We start from the raw sequence: 14,451 nt of genomic DNA, 5'->3' as shown, positions 1-14,451 counted from the left end.
ATATGCGCATTCTGATCACTGGCGCCGCGGGTATGGTCGGCCGCAAGCTCATCGCCCGGCTGGCCAAGGACGGCACGCTGCGCGGCCGCAAGATCACGGCGCTGGATTTACACGATATCGTGCCACCACAGGCCCCGAGCCTGGATGGCGTCAGCGTCACGCTGCACACTGGCGATCTCGCCGAAGCAGGGGCCACTGAGCGCCTGGTCGCATCGCGCCCCGACGTCGTGTTCCATCTTGCCGGCATCGTGTCGGGCGAGGCGGAAGCGAATTTCGATCTCGGCTACCGCGTCAATCTCGATGGCACGCGGGCCCTGTTCGATGCCATCCGGCTGGCGGGCTTTGCGCCGCGCGTCGTCTTCACCTCGTCGATCGCGGTGTTCGGCGCGCCGTTCCCGGATGTCATTCCCGACGACTTCCATCCGACGCCGCTGACCTCCTACGGCACCCAGAAGCAGATGAGCGAAGCGCTGCTGGCCGACTATACCAGGCGCGGCTTCTTCGACGGTATCGGCATCCGGCTGCCGACGATCTGCGTGCGGCCGGGCAAGCCGAACAAGGCGGCGTCCGGCTTCTTCTCCGGCATCATCCGCGAGCCGTTGAGCGGCCACGAAGCGATCCTGCCGGTGCCGCGCTCGGTCGTGCACACGCATGCCAGCCCGCGCTCGGCGGTGAACTTCCTGATCCATGCGGCAGGGATCGACGGCAGCGCAGTCGGGCCGCGCCGCAACCTGACGATGCCCGGCGTTGCCGTCACCGTCGGCGAGCAGATCGAGGCGCTGGAACGCATCGCCGGGCCGAAGGCGGTAAGCCTGATCCGCGAGGTTCCGGATGACACGATCTGGGCGATCGTCAAGGGCTGGCCGACGCGCTTCGAGGCAAAGCGGTCACGGGAGCTCGGCTTCAGCGCCGAAAAGAGTTTTGACGAGATCATCCGCGCTCACATCGAGGATGAGCTCGGCGGCAAGATCGCGGGTTAAACTCCGAACCTCGTGGCGCCGGCCTATCCGCCGCTCGCCAAACTCGCCGACAGCAGCAGCAGTCCGAACAGGAACACAAACGCCGCGCCGCCGATCTCGACGATCGAGTGGATGCGGTTGCCCATGCGGCCGTCGCCGGCGAAATACACCGCCCAGTTCTTGGCGGTCACCGCCAGTGTCGCCAGTGCCGAAACGGTGATGGCCGTGCCAAGCGACATCGCCAGCACCGACAGCAGGCCGCCGAGCCAGAGCCCGTTGAGCAGGGCGAAGCTCAGCACGATCAGGGCGCCGGAGCAGGGGCGGATGCCGACCGCCGCCACCGCCGTCCACGCCGTGCGCCAGTCGAAGCGGTCGCCCGACAGCAGCGCCGGATCGGGTGCGTGCGAATGGCCGCAGGTGTCGCAGACTTCGCCGGCCGCGTGATCGTGATGAGCGTGATCGCGTTCGGCATGATCGTGATGATCGTGCGAAGGGCCGTGCGCATGGTCATGCGCGTGTAGCGCGTGCGAATGAGCATGCGCCGAATGGCTGTGAGCTGCATGGGAGTGACCGGCATGCGAATGGCCCCCATGAGAATGACCCCCATGAGAATGACCGGCGTGAGAATGGCCGGCATGAGCCGCCGACAGGCTGTAGGCCGGGCCCTTGCCGAACAGACGCAGGACGGCGGGGCCGAGTTTGCGCCACAGCAGCCAGGCGCCGAACAGGGTGACGAAGACAAAGCTCATGATCTCCATAAACCAGGCCGCGTCCGTCATCGAGACGGAGGTGCCGCGCAGGACGAAATAGGCGACCCCCATCACCGCGATCGCGGTCAGGCCCTGCAGCAGCGCCGAGACGAAGGACAAGAGGATGCCGCGCCGCAACGCCACCTCATTGGCCACCATGTAGGACGAGATCACCGCCTTGCCGTGGCCGGGGCCGGCAGCATGGAAAATACCGTAGGCGAAGGACAGGCCGACGAGTATCCAGATCTTGCTGCCGTCCTGGCGCATCGCCTTCATCGCCGTTGCCAGCGCGCGGTAGAATTCCTGCTGCCTGAGATTGATCCACATCAGGATATGGGCGAACGGGCCAGTGGTGGGCGCCATGCCGTCATTGACGCCGATGCCGAGCGAACTCTGGGCATGAGCGGCGTCGGCGAAATGCATCATGGCGACAGTGAGGGCCAACAGGCCGAATGCCAAACGCAGGGACGGTTTCGTCACCGGCTTCATCCTTCTGGCTGACAGGTCAGTTCGAGCTTGGTGGCGAAGATCTTGCTCATATCGGTGCCGGTCGGATCGTTGAAAAAGGCATCGGTGAGGGTCTTCTGGTTTTCCTTGATAGCCTCGTCCGGATCCGGACGGACCACCTTGCTGGTGCAGTTCGAGGGCAGGCCTTCAACCGTGATGTTGGAGTCCTCGGTGAAGTCGATCGCCGTGTAGAATGTCGGATCGTAGACGCCGATATCGATCCTGCCGTGGAGCTTGATCGGCACCTTCGGTTCGGACTCGAAAAGGATGATCAGCTGATCGTTGTCGAAATTGGCCATCAGATGCGGCGGCGGCGTCATCGCCACGTCCTTGCCGTCGACGGTGACGAGCTGGAAGTAATTGAACTCGGCCAGCGAGGCATGAACGGTGTCGGCGACTTCCTTCAGCTCCTTGTCATCGAGCTTCAGGTCGGAGTTCTTGTCGAACTCCATCATCACGGTCGAGGAAAACAGATCGTCGAAGCGCCAGAGATGACGCAGAGCCTTCACGCTTTGGTGATCCGGGGAGAGAATCACATCGAGGCGGGCCTCGGCGAAGACATGCGGATGCACGTAAGCCGGTCCAGTGGCGGCAAAGCTAGCCGCCAAGGCCGAAGCCAGCATGATTGCGTGCCGTTTCAGGTGCATTCTGGGTCGCGATTCCATAGGCCTCGGAAGAGTTGCCGAGAGTTACCAGAAAGGGGGCGAAATTGGGACCACGAGACTATTGACGCCGGTCAGCCAGCCTCGCGCGTCCTGAACCACTGCACCAAAAAGTCGACGAAGACGCGGACTTTCGCCGGCAGATAGCGGCGGTGCGGGTAGACGGCGAAGATGCCGCCGCCCGACAGGATACGGTCATCCATCACCGCCACCAGCCGGCCGCTCGCGAGGTCGGGCGCGGCGATGAAATCCGGCAGGACGGTAAATCCGAGGCCCGCCACGGCCGCGGCTCTCGCCGTCATCGGGCTGTTGACCTCGACCGGACCGGACACCGAAACGCTCACCGGATCGCCATTGTCGCCCTTGAACGGCCAGTTGTTCAGTCCGCGGCCATTGGTGTCGACGATGCAAGGCATGCGGCTGAGATCCTGCGGCCTTGTCGGCATGCCATGCTTGGCGATCAGTTCGGGGGAGGCGCAGAGCTTTATCGAAAACGGCGCCAGCCGCCTGGCGATCAGCGACGAGTTCTCCAGCCGCGAGATGCGCACCGCAAGATCGAAGCCCTCCTCGACCAGATCGACGAAGCGGTCGTCGAGCTGGATGTCGAGCACGATGTCGGGATGCTGCTTGGCGAAGTCGATCAGCGACTGGCCGATCGGCGCGTCGGCGAAGGTGCGCGGCGCCGACAGCTTGATCCGGCCGCGCACGTCGCCGGAGGATTCACGCACCGCGTCGGCCAGGCTGTCGACCTCGCGCACGATCTCAGAGGCGCGCCGGTAATAGGTGTGGCCGGCCTCGGTCATCGAGAACTGGCGCGTGGTGCGGTTGAGCAGCAAAGCGCCGAGTTCGTCTTCCAGCTCGCGCACATATTTCGACAGCAAGGCCTTGGAACGGCCGATCTTGCGCGCCGCCGCCGAAAAGCCCTCGGCCTCGACCACGTCGATGAAGGCACGCATGCGCGTCAGTGTGTCCATGGTCAGGCCTTTCGTGCCGCGTCGAGAAGTTTCCGACCGAGCCGTATCAGGGCAATGTCGCTGCCGGAAGGGCCAAGCAGCGACAGGCCGAACGGGGCGCCGGCGACCGAGCCGACGGGCAGCGTGATCTGTGGAAAACCGGACAGGCCGGCCAGGCACAGAAGTTGGAGCGCCCGTTCGCGATAGGCCTGGAACTGCTCCGGCGTGCTGTCCACGTAAGGCGCCGGACCAGGCACCGTCGGCAGGACAAGGAAGCCGTTCTTGCCGAGCAGGGCACTTAGTTCGCCACGAAAGGTCAGACGTCGCACCTTCTCGGCCTGGGCTGCCTTGTCGTCGACGGCGCGGCCAAAGCCGAAACGCTCCTCTACGCCCGGGCCGAGGCCGCGCTCGCCGCTGGTGATCCATTCGCCATGCACCGCCCAGGCCTCCCTGGCCTGCAGCCGGCGAAAGCACCAGTAGAGTTCATCGGGAGATGAGGAGAAGCGGATTGCCGGCGTCACCGGCGCGCCGAAGACCTTGCCCGCCAGCCCCTTCATTTCACCATATTCGGCAAGCGCCGGTCGGGCGACCAATCCATCCAGCCAATCCAGCGCCAGCGGCCGGTCCAACACGTGCTGGTGCGGATCGCGGCCGAGCAGCAGCTTGCCGACGGTCTCATAGGTCTCGATGTCGTCGGCGAACCAGCCGAATGTGTCGAGGCTCGGCGCCAGCTTCATCGTGCCGTCGAGCGGAATGCGGCCATGCGTGGTGCGCAGCCCGATCAGTCCGCAAAAGCTCGCCGGGGCGCGGATCGAGCCGCCGGTGTCTGAGCCGGTGGCGATATCGGCCAGCCTGCCCGCCACCGCCGCCGCCGACCCCGATGAGGAGCCGCCGGTGACGCGGTCGGGTGCCGCCGGGTTCACCGGAAACGAGAAATGCGCATTCTGGCCAAACAACGCGAAGGCAAGCTCGTCGGTCTGCGTCTTGCCGACGAAGCGTGCGCCAGCATCGAGGATCATCTGCACGGCGGGTGCGGTGCGCGAGGCTGCGTGGCTTTCGGCGAATTTTTGCAAATTGCCGCAACCGGTGCGGTAGCCGGCGACGTCGTAGATGTCCTTGACGGCCAGCCGCAGGCCGGCCAGCGGGCCTAGCTGGGCATGTGCCACTGGCATCTGGCGAAGATCGAGAAAGGCGTTGAGAGGGCCGTGCGTGCCTGTCATCGTTCGATATCCGGATACGGTTGCCGCAACATTGTTCGACGCCAGAAATTTTACAACCTGCGATACGATTTTTATTGATTGTGAAAGTCTTCGCCCTTATATCGCGCTTGCCCAAAGTCGCACGTGCCTGTGGGTGTCCGCCGATCCTCGAATGGTGAGGGAAATCGGTAAGGTAACTGGAGCCAACCCCTCCAGTCGGTCTAGCGGCCAACCGCCAGCCCGAGGACACCTTGAAGCAACGACGGTGCGGGCCTTTCTGGTGTTCTGCCGGTTGTCCAAAAACCGGGGTTACTGAAGAGGCACACCTTCATTGCCGGCAGTGCGGACGGGTCTCCCATCCAAGCCAAGGCAGACAAAGCGAACCGAGGCCGGGCAAGGCCAAGGTTCACCGCCGCGAGACGGCGCTTCATGGTTCCGGGGTCTCCACCGGCTGGTTCCATGGATATCCGTCCCGCCTTTGTCCACCGCGTGTTCGCGAGGCTGACAGCCCGCGTCCCGCAGCCTTATTGCGCGCCGAAAGGCGCTGATGGAGAGACCCCGATGGCCACCCAGCGCATCCTTGACTTCCTCGCCACCCGACGTCCGACCGGTCCCTGCCTCGTCGTCGACCTCGATGTCGTGCGCGACAATTTCCGCGCCTTCGAGAAGGCGCTGCCCGATTCAAAAATCTACTATGCGGTGAAAGCAAACCCGGCGCCGGAAATCCTGCGCCTGCTTGCTGCGATGGGCTCGTCCTTCGACACCGCTTCCGTTGCCGAAGTCGAGATGGCGATGGACGCCGGTGCGCCGGCGGACCGCATCTCCTTCGGCAACACCATCAAGAAGGAGCGTGACATCGCACGCGCCTACCAGCTCGGCATCCGCCTGTTCGCCGTCGATTGCGTCGAAGAGGTCGAGAAGATCGCTCGCGTCGCTCCAGGCGCGCGCGTGTTCTGCCGCGTGCTGACCGATGGCGAGGGCGCGGAATGGCCGCTGTCGCGCAAGTTCGGCTGCGTGCCAGCGATGGCCGTCGACGTGCTGCGCCATGCCAAGGGGCTCGGCCTCGACGCCTATGGCGTGTCGTTCCATGTCGGCTCGCAGCAGACCGACCTGACCGCCTGGGACCGTGCGCTGGCCGACGCCAAGGTGGTGTTCGCGACGCTCGCCGAAGAAGGCATCGTGTTGAAGATGGTCAATATGGGCGGTGGTTTCCCGACGCGCTATCTGCGTGACGTGCCAGCCGCCCAGGCCTATGGCCAGGCGATCTTCTCGGCGCTGCGCAAGCATTTCGGCAATGCGCTTCCCGAGACCATCATCGAGCCGGGCCGTGGCATGGTCGGCAATGCCGGCGTCATCAAGTCGGAAGTCGTGCTGATCTCGAAGAAAGCGGCCAATGACAATGTGCGCTGGGTGTTCCTCGACATCGGCAAGTTCGGCGGTCTTGCCGAGACGATGGACGAGGCGATCCGCTACCCGATCGTCACGCCGCATGACGGCACGGAGACCGCACCTTGCGTGCTCGCCGGCCCGACCTGCGATTCGGCCGACGTGATGTACGAGAAGACGCCCTATCCGCTGCCTTTGTCGCTGACCATCGGCGACGAGGTGCTGATCGAAGGCACCGGCGCCTACACGACCACCTACTCGGCGGTCGCCTTCAACGGCTTCGAGCCTCTCCGATCCTACGTGATCTGACGGCGCTTCCTCAGCGCATTTTCGGACGGCGAACCGGACACAACTTCGCCTGAAAATGCGCTGAGAGAGCCGATCAGATCATCCCCGGTGGGCGCGTGTCGTCCACCCGGGCTCGCCTGTGGAACAGATCTCCGCTCGCCAGGGATTGCGGAAATGGAAATGTCAGTTGAAATGGAAATGCCAGTTGAAATTGGGGGCCACGCACCGGCCTCTGTGATGGTCGCCGAAACCGCCGCCGATGTTGCGGCGCGCGAGGCGTTGCTCGATCGGGCCATGGGGCCGAAGCGCAGGAAAAAGTCGTCGGAGAAGCTGCGGCGTGGCCGGCGGCCCTCGGAAGGCCTGGCCTTCGTCGCCCGCGATGCTTCGGGCGGCGTGGCCGGCACCGTGCGGCTGTGGGATGTCAGGCTGGGCGAGGGCGGTGCGGCCGTGCTGCTGCTTGGCCCGCTTGCCGTCGACCCGTCGCTCAAGAATGCCGGCATCGGCTCGGCGCTGATGCGCCATGCCATCGCCGAAGCGGCGCGTCTCGGCCATGCCGCTATCCTTTTGGTCGGCGATGCGCCCTATTACGCGCGCTTCGGCTTCTCGGCCGAGAAGACCGGTTCACTTGCCATGCCGGGACCCTATGAGCGGCACCGCCTGCTGGCGCTGGAACTGGTGGAAGGCGCGCTTGACGGCGTGCACGGCACGCTGAAGGCGGCCGGCCGCAAGCTAAAGGCGCAGGAACTGATATCGGCGGCCTGACACGAAGCCGGCAGCATTTCATGCAAAAACGCCGCCCGAAAAGGCGGCGTTTTTGCGCTTGGTGGGTGCCGCTTGGGCGGCTGGATGCCTTCAGCCGATCAGCTGGCTGAGCGCCATGGCGACGGTCATGTCGCCTTCGACCTTTATCTTGCCGGTCATGAACGCCATTGTCGGGTTCAGGTCGCCAGCGATCAGCGAATCCAGATCGTCGAGCGAGAGCTTGATGGTGCAGTCGGTGGGTGCATCGGTGTTCGAGACGGTTGCGCCGTCGATGACGATGACGCCGTCGCTGCCGGTGTCGAATTTCACGGAACGATCGAACCCGCTGCTGGCCACCCGCGACTTGATCTTCTCGGCAATCTCCTGAACGCTCACGCTGTTCTCCTTGTCTGGTTGCATCTGTCTCGCAACGGCGCTTCGATCCAGCCGAAGCCCATGCCGCGGTTTCGCGATCACGGTCGCTGCCGCATATAGCTTTGGGTTGACGTTTACGTCAACGCGAATTCCGGCGGTTGGTTCCTGCCGTTGCGGCAGGTGAGCCCCGATGAGGCCGGGACTCCGAGCCGGGGCAACTCAGTGTTCCTTGAACGCCTTGGTCATTTCGCTCGCCGTCTCGCTTTTCTTGCGGCGCAGCCAGTTGTCGCGGATTTCGTCCTTCGACAGGAAATTGACCTGGTCGATCAGAACCTCATGCACCAAGGGCGCGCCGACACGCGCGTTGACGGTATCGCGGATTGCGGCGCGGAAGGCATCGAGATCGATCGTCGCCTTGTTGGTGAAGTCGATCTGCGGATTGGAATAGAGGTAGGAATAGACCTGGTCGGTGATCAGCGCTTCGGCCGGAATGGACAGCTTCTTTATCTGCTCGGGTTCGACGGTGTAGACGAGCTTGGTCAGGAAATAGCCGCCGATCTCAGAATCGCGGATCAGCGGCACCGAAATGATGTCGGTCTTGACGTAGTCGAGACCGCCCAGCATCGGCTTCGGCGTTTCGCCGACACCGCGCTCGCCGGCCGCCTGGAACGAATAGAACACGGCGCCGAGGGTTGCGGCGCAGATCCAGACGGCGATGGCGATGACCTTGATCATCGGCTCTTGTCAGTCCCTTGATCAGTCCCTTGCGAAGGCGACGCGGCACTGCGCCGTTGCTTCGGCAGTATCTCCCAAGTGTCGCTTGTGTTCGGCATCATGCCTTCATCCAGCCGAACTCGCCGGCGGAATAGGTGCCGTCGGTCTCGGCGCGCTGGATGGCGTGCCGCAGCAGGCTGGCGACTTCGTTGACCGCGCTGAGATGCGCCAGGATCGCCGCTTCGTTCTTCGCCAGCTTCTGGCGCAGCCGGGTCAGGCCCTCGCGGTGCTGTTCGAGGAATTCGGCTTCGCTGCCGCCCTTCATGGCGCGCGTCAACTCGTAGAGGTAGCGGCTCTTGCGGGCGTTCGACGCCTTGAGATCATAGTTGGTCGCGTTGCGGATACCGGCCGTCTCTTCCTCGACCACTTCCTCGATGCGACCGATGATGGCGGCGAGGTTGCCGGGCCGCGCGAACGGGATCGGCGCTTCCGACGCGGTCGTGCGTGCTGGCAGATTGGGGGTGGATTCTGAAAAGTCGGCCATGGCGTTTCCCAGTTTAGATCTTGATGTTTGTTTTTATGGTTGTCTCGTCACCGGTCATCGACCCCGCAGCCTTGCGCTGCAATTGGTGGACCAGCGAGGTCGACAGGCTGTTTTGCTGGTCGATCTCGGTCTTTTCCAACACGCCCGAGACCGGACCGACCGGAACCACGCGCTTGCCTTCGAGATAGTGGTCGGCAAGCATCGACTTGGCGATGCCGATGCCGCCGCGTTCGGCCATCACGTCGGCCACCCGCTCGGCAAGCTGCGATTTCCACATGTCGCCGGCCAGGCCCTTGCCGTAGACGCCCTCGGTGTCCTTGGGCAGCATGTTCTGGATGAAGGTCTGCAGCACCATCGCCTCGAACTTCTTGAATTTGTTGGCCGGGTCGGTTGCAGCGGCGGCCTTATCGGCGGTGGCGCGCGACAGGATCGAGCCGGCATCGACGGAAGCGGCGGCGTCGAGTGAAAACGTGCTCGCAGCGCCGCCGGCCCGCTTTGCCAGCGCGGCGCGGGCGGTCTCGATATCCGCCGGGTCGGCGGCTCGGGCCACATCCATAACGATGTCGCTGGGTGGAGAAATCGCCAAGAAAGTCCGCCTTTTACCGGTTTTCCTTAGCCAGACCATGCCTCAACAAGCTTGTGGCAGGCTTGCGGGAAGGAGAGGGAGCGGAGTGCGCGGATCAGATCGAAGCTGCCGGCTTCGCGCCATCGGGCAGATTTTTCCATCGTCGCCTTTGGCCGGAAGCTGACGATCAGCTTGGCACCCACGAGCTTGCTTCGATGGTCCGCCGAGGGTGGGATTTCCGCCTCAGCTTCACTCCTTGACCGCCCCCGTCATCGAGGAGACGTAGTGCTCGACAAAGAATGAATAGAGCACCACCACCGGCAGGGAGCCGATCAGCGCGCCTGCCATCAGGGCTCCCCATTCATAGACATCCGAACGCACGAGTTCGGTAAGCACGCCGACCGGCACGGTCTTGTTTTCGGACGACTGGATAAAAGTCAAAGCGTAGATGAACTCGTTCCATGACAGGGTGAAAGCGAAGATGCCGGCGGAGATCAGGCCGGGCACCGACAGCGGCAGAACTATCTTGGTCAGGATTTGCCAGCGGCTGGCGCCGTCGATCAGCGCGCATTCTTCCAGTTCGAAGGGTATAGAGCGGAAGTAGCCCATCAAGAGCCACGTGCAGAATGGAATGAGGAAGGTCGGATAGGTGAGGATCAGCGCGAACGGCGTATCGTAAAGCCCGAGGTTGAACACCATCACCGACAGGGGAATGAACAGTATCGAGGGCGGCACGAGATAGGCCAGGAAGATCGCCAAGCCGACCTGCCGCGCCCCGGAAAACCTCAAGCGCTCGATCGCATAGGCAGCGAACACCGCCGCCAGCAGCGACAGGAAAGTTGAGGCGGTCGAGATGATGATCGTGTTGAGAAGCCAGCCCGGATAGGATGTGTCGAAGAGCAGATACCGAATATGCTCGAGTGTCGGATTGACGACCCAGAACGGGTTGAAATTGGCATAATCCGTCATCTCGAGATTGGGTTTCACTGCCGTGATCGTCATCCAGTAGAACGGGAACAGCAGCACGATGACGAAGATCAGGAGCGGCAGATAAACGGTGACCACGCGCCGGGGCAGGCTCTGGAGATAGCCCATGCCGCCTTCATCCGTGTTCGGACGATTGTTCGTTTCGATCGCGGCCATGTCAGTCTCCACCGCCCTGCTGCCATTTACGACGTTGCAGCCCGAAATAGCTGAAAAGGATCGCCGCTAGCAGGAACGGGATCATCGCCACCGCGATCGCGGCTCCTTCGCCAAGCTGGCCGCCGGAAATGCCCCGCTGGAACGAGAGCGTCGCCATCAGATGGGTGGCATTCACCGGCCCGCCGCGAGTCAGCACATAGATCAGCTGGAAATCGGTGAAGGTGAACAGGACCGAAAAGGTCATGGTGATGGCGATGATCGGCGTCAGCAGCGGCAGCGTCACATAGCGGAACAATTGCCAACGGCTGGCGCCGTCGAGCGTCGCGGCCTCGTAAAGCGATTGGGGAATCGTCTGCAGGCCGGCCAGCAGCGTAATGGCCACGAAAGGAATGCCGCGCCAGACATTGGCAGCGATCACCGAGGCGCGCGCGTTCTCCGGATCGCCAAGGAAATTGATGCGGTGATCGATCAGTCCCATTTCCATGAGCGCCCACGACAGGATGGAGAACTGCGAATCGTAGATCCACCAGAAGGCGATGGCCGAGAGCACCGTCGGCACCACCCACGGCAGCAGGACGATCGCGCGGAAGAACGATTTGAAGGGAAGGTTCTGGTTGAGGATGAGCGCCAGCCAGAGGCCGAGCGCGAATTTCAGGATCGAGGCGCTGATCGTGTAGAGCAAGGTGTTGAAGACGGAGAGCCAGAAGACGGCGTCGCTCCACAGGTATTCATAGTTTTCGACGCCGATGAAGATGCCGGGGCGGCCGATGCGGGCATCGGTGAAGCCGAGCCAGACGCCGAGCCCCAGCGGATAGGTCAGGAAGACAAGCAGCAGTGCAGCCGCCGGAAGCATGAAGCCGAAGCCAAGTGCGTTCCGGCTTTCGCTCCAGCGCGACAGAATCCGTGAGAAGATCGAAGGTCGCGGCTGGATAGCAGCTGACGGCACGGCCATGGGTTGGCTCCTGCTGAGGTCTCATTGATAGGCCGGATCGGCCGCGACGCAATCCGAAGCCAGCCGGGCAGCGGCGCTGCCCGGCTGAGCCGGCTCAAACGCGATAATAGCGATTTGCCCGCTTCTCGGCCTCTTCCATTGCCTCTTGCGGCGTGGCCTGGCCGGTCACCGCTTTGGCGAACATGTCGACCAGCACGTAGTCGGCCATGGTTGCCGCCGAGGCATAGCCGAGCGGCCCGGCATAGCCGTTAGGCCGCAGAGTAGCCGAAGCCTTGGCGTAAGCGGCGTTGTTGGGATCGGCAGTCCACACGGGGTTGTTGTCGAATGCCTTCAGTGTCTGGCAGCAATATCCGGCCGAGGAGGTGATCCAGTCCTTCATTTGCGGTTCCTCGAACATGAACTGCAAATACGCCTTGGCCGCGTTGGGGTAGGGCGTGTAATTGAAGATGACGGCCGTGGTCACCTGGAACAATTCGACGGATTTGCCGACAGGACCGATGGGCAGGTTGGTCGTGCGTATGTCCTTGGCGATTTCAGCCAGCTTTGGATCTTTGTCCTTATTGATCTTGGCCGTGTTGTAGGCGGAAATTCCATTGGCGATCACGCCCAGTTCGCCGGCCAGGAAGGCGCGGTTGTTGTTGACGTCGAGCCAGCTTTCGGTGCCTGGAATGAAGGTCTTGTAAAGCTCCTGCGCATATTCGATCGCCTTGAGGGTCTCGGGGCTGTTGATCGTTACCTTGCCACTCTCGTCGACCATCTGGCCGCCATGGCTCCACAGCAGCCAATGAGCATAGTTGTTGCCGTCGCCGACGCCATGACCATGCGTGAAGCCGGCCGGATGTCCCTTCGCTTGCAAGGCCTTGCAAAGTTCCAGGAAGCCTTTCGTGTCCTTGGGAAACTCCGAAAAGCCAGCCTCTTTCACCCAGCTTTCCCGATAGACGATGGCATTGCCGATCGTGGCCAGGGGCAGGCCGACAAACTTCCCGTCGCGTGTCGCATATTGCTTAGGTCCCTCGTGCCAGCCGCCATATTTCGAGCCGAGATACTCGCCCAGTTCGCTCACGTCGTGCAGCTTGTCGGGATATTGGTGCGGGTCATCGAACCAGACGAACATCAGGTCGGGGCCGGACCCGACATTTGCTGCGACCGCCGCCTTGGGACGAATGTCCTCCCAGCTTTCCTTGTCGACGCGAACCTCGACACCTGTCGCCTCGGTGAAGCGTTTGGTGTTGGCCAGCCATTGGTCCTCATCGCCCTGGACGAAGGGCGACCAGCGCAGCAGTCTAAGCTTGGCGCCATCCTCGGGTTTGTATTTCAGTCCGTCCTGGGCAAGGGCCGGAGAGCTGATGAACCGACTTCCCAAGGCACCCGCCGCCGCGCCGGCGGTGGTGCGGATCACGTCGCGTCTGGTGAACTTCATGCTCGTTTCCTCCTGTTGTTGTCCTTGCCTGTGGTTCTACTGATCGATACGTGTCTGGAATCTCTGTCCGGTTTCTGCGTGAAAGAGATGGATAAGGCTGGGCTCGGCCGTAAGCCGGATGGTTTCGCCCGGCGTAAAGGAATGTCGTTCCCGGAAATTCGCGACGATCTCTTCGCCGCCGGCTGTCCGGCCGATGAGCTGCACTTCGGACCCGGTTGGTTCAACCACCGCGACGGTGACCGGAATGCCCTGGTCGTCGGACAGCCGCAAATGCTCGGGCCTTATTCCCAGCACCACAGGCTCGCCGTTGCGGATGGAAAGTGCCGAGGCCAACGGGACCGAAATCCCCCCGGCGCCGCGGAACGAGGGTGAGCCGTCGGTAGCGATCTCGCCCCTCAGCAAATTCATGGCCGGCGAGCCGATAAAGCTGGCGACAAAAAGATTGTTCGGCCGGTCATAGAGTTCCAGCGGCGGCCCTATCTGCTCGACGATGCCGTCATGCATGACCACGATCTTGTCAGCCATGGTCATGGCTTCGATCTGATCGTGAGTGACGTAGACTGTCGTGGTCTTGAGGCGCTGGTGCAGTTCCTTGATCTCGGCGCGCATCTGCACCCTGAGTTTGGCGTCGAGATTGGACAGCGGTTCGTCGAAGAGAAAGACCGCCGGATCACGAACGATCGCGCGGCCCATTGCGACGCGCTGGCGCTGGCCGCCGGAAAGCTGCCGAGGATAGCGCGCCAGCAACGGCACCAGCCCAAGGATTTCGGCTGCGCGGCGCACGCCTGCATCGCTCTCCGGCTTGGAAACTCCTTTGAGCATCAGCGAGAACGCCATATTCTCGGCGACGGTCATGTGTGGGTAGAGCGCATAGTTCTGGAAGACCATGGCGACGTCGCGCTCCTTGGGCGCAACGTTGTTGACGACACGTTCGCCAATCGCGATCTGGCCGCGTGAAATCTTTTCCAGGCCGGCGATCATTCTGAGGAGGGTTGATTTTCCGCAGCCCGACGGTCCGACCAGAGTGACGAACTCGCCGTCCTCGATGTTCACGCTGACCCCGTGCAGGATCTCGACAGCGCCGAATGATTTATAGACTTCGCCAATTGCGACAGACGCCATCGATCCTCCCAACAAATTCCCGCGACGTCGTCGAAGGAACAACGCTTCCGCTAGCGACAGCCCTGGCTCCTCCCAGGCTCACGCTAGGCCGAAACGGTAGCGCTACCAAACCGGGCTGTAAAGCGTTTACGGGAAAGCCGAGCCTTGGAGGGTCCGCTTCGCGCCACACAAT

General features: G+C 62.8%; 16 protein-coding genes. 3 read left to right on the top strand and 13 right to left on the bottom strand.

Annotated features, from left to right (window positions below):
• The first annotated feature begins 2 nt into the window (after window positions 1–2).
• Complete coding sequence (gene denD, locus AC0L3E_RS06385; RefSeq protein ID WP_127320174.1) at window positions 3–980, top strand: D-erythronate dehydrogenase; 978 nt, start codon at window positions 3–5, stop codon at window positions 978–980.
• Between the two features lie 23 nt (window positions 981–1,003).
• Here the strand turns inward: denD and AC0L3E_RS06380 are convergent, their stop codons facing one another.
• The 4 genes from AC0L3E_RS06380 to AC0L3E_RS06365 all read right to left on the bottom strand — a co-directional run bounded on the left by AC0L3E_RS06380 (window position 1,004) and on the right by AC0L3E_RS06365 (window position 5,050).
• Window positions 1,004–2,197: a nickel/cobalt transporter gene (locus AC0L3E_RS06380; protein WP_128308108.1), complete on the bottom strand. Its 1,194-nt coding sequence runs from the start codon at window positions 2,195–2,197 to the stop codon at window positions 1,004–1,006.
• A complete protein-coding gene (locus tag AC0L3E_RS06375; RefSeq protein WP_128308107.1) occupies window positions 2,194–2,862 on the bottom strand; it encodes a DUF1007 family protein in 669 nt (222 codons plus the stop codon). The genes AC0L3E_RS06380 and AC0L3E_RS06375 overlap by 4 nt, the downstream gene beginning before the upstream one ends.
• A gap of 89 nt (window positions 2,863–2,951) precedes the next feature.
• A complete protein-coding gene (locus AC0L3E_RS06370; protein ID WP_023810038.1) occupies window positions 2,952–3,851 on the bottom strand; it encodes a LysR family transcriptional regulator in 900 nt (299 codons plus the stop codon).
• Window positions 3,852–3,853: 2 nt separating this feature from the next.
• Window positions 3,854–5,050, bottom strand: a complete 1,197-nt coding sequence (locus tag AC0L3E_RS06365) for an amidase (protein WP_473604466.1) — start codon at window positions 5,048–5,050, stop codon at window positions 3,854–3,856.
• A 540-nt stretch (window positions 5,051–5,590) separates the two neighbouring features.
• Here AC0L3E_RS06365 and odc2 point away from each other — a divergent pair.
• Both odc2 and AC0L3E_RS06355 read left to right on the top strand, forming a co-directional pair.
• A complete protein-coding gene (odc2, locus tag AC0L3E_RS06360) occupies window positions 5,591–6,724 on the top strand; it encodes an ornithine/lysine decarboxylase (RefSeq protein ID WP_127272801.1) in 1,134 nt (377 codons plus the stop codon).
• Window positions 6,725–6,895: 171 nt separating this feature from the next.
• Window positions 6,896–7,465 (top strand): GNAT family N-acetyltransferase, encoded by a 570-nt coding sequence (locus AC0L3E_RS06355; RefSeq protein WP_127270036.1) that lies wholly within the window; start codon window positions 6,896–6,898, stop codon window positions 7,463–7,465.
• 90 nt (window positions 7,466–7,555) lie between these two features.
• On the opposite strand, the gene AC0L3E_RS06350 is transcribed toward AC0L3E_RS06355, so the two are convergent.
• The 9 genes from AC0L3E_RS06350 to AC0L3E_RS06310 form a co-directional block, all read right to left on the bottom strand.
• A complete protein-coding gene (locus AC0L3E_RS06350; protein WP_013529756.1) occupies window positions 7,556–7,840 on the bottom strand; it encodes an SCP2 sterol-binding domain-containing protein in 285 nt (94 codons plus the stop codon).
• Between the two features lie 198 nt (window positions 7,841–8,038).
• Entirely contained in the window at window positions 8,039–8,554 is a 516-nt protein-coding gene (locus tag AC0L3E_RS06345; protein WP_127270032.1) for a hypothetical protein, read from the bottom strand.
• 97 nt (window positions 8,555–8,651) lie between these two features.
• A complete protein-coding gene (locus tag AC0L3E_RS06340; RefSeq protein WP_127270030.1) occupies window positions 8,652–9,077 on the bottom strand; it encodes a hypothetical protein in 426 nt (141 codons plus the stop codon).
• Window positions 9,078–9,090: 13 nt separating this feature from the next.
• Window positions 9,091–9,702, bottom strand: coding sequence for a rod-binding protein (locus AC0L3E_RS06335; RefSeq protein WP_164898587.1), 612 nt, complete (start codon window positions 9,700–9,702; stop codon window positions 9,091–9,093).
• The gene (locus AC0L3E_RS06330) at window positions 9,690–9,845 is read right to left on the bottom strand and encodes a hypothetical protein (RefSeq protein WP_164898588.1); all 156 of its coding nucleotides are present in this window, start codon (window positions 9,843–9,845) and stop codon (window positions 9,690–9,692) included. Before AC0L3E_RS06330 ends, AC0L3E_RS06335 begins: the two co-directional genes overlap by 13 nt.
• A 46-nt stretch (window positions 9,846–9,891) precedes the next feature.
• The gene (locus tag AC0L3E_RS06325; protein ID WP_127271704.1) at window positions 9,892–10,785 is read right to left on the bottom strand and encodes a carbohydrate ABC transporter permease; all 894 of its coding nucleotides are present in this window, start codon (window positions 10,783–10,785) and stop codon (window positions 9,892–9,894) included.
• Window position 10,786: 1 nt separating this feature from the next.
• Complete coding sequence (locus AC0L3E_RS06320; protein WP_372958885.1) at window positions 10,787–11,638, bottom strand: carbohydrate ABC transporter permease; 852 nt, start codon at window positions 11,636–11,638, stop codon at window positions 10,787–10,789.
• A 193-nt stretch (window positions 11,639–11,831) separates the two neighbouring features.
• Entirely contained in the window at window positions 11,832–13,157 is a 1,326-nt protein-coding gene (locus tag AC0L3E_RS06315; protein ID WP_027038230.1) for an ABC transporter substrate-binding protein, read from the bottom strand.
• Window positions 13,158–13,193: 36 nt separating this feature from the next.
• On the bottom strand, window positions 13,194–14,279 hold the full coding sequence (locus AC0L3E_RS06310; protein WP_127271287.1) for an ABC transporter ATP-binding protein: 1,086 nt from the start codon (window positions 14,277–14,279) through the stop codon (window positions 13,194–13,196).
• Window positions 14,280–14,451 lie beyond the last annotated feature (172 nt).

Source organism: Mesorhizobium sp. WSM4822 (assembly GCF_055811155.1).
This window is presented reverse-complemented; position numbering and strand designations above follow the sequence as displayed.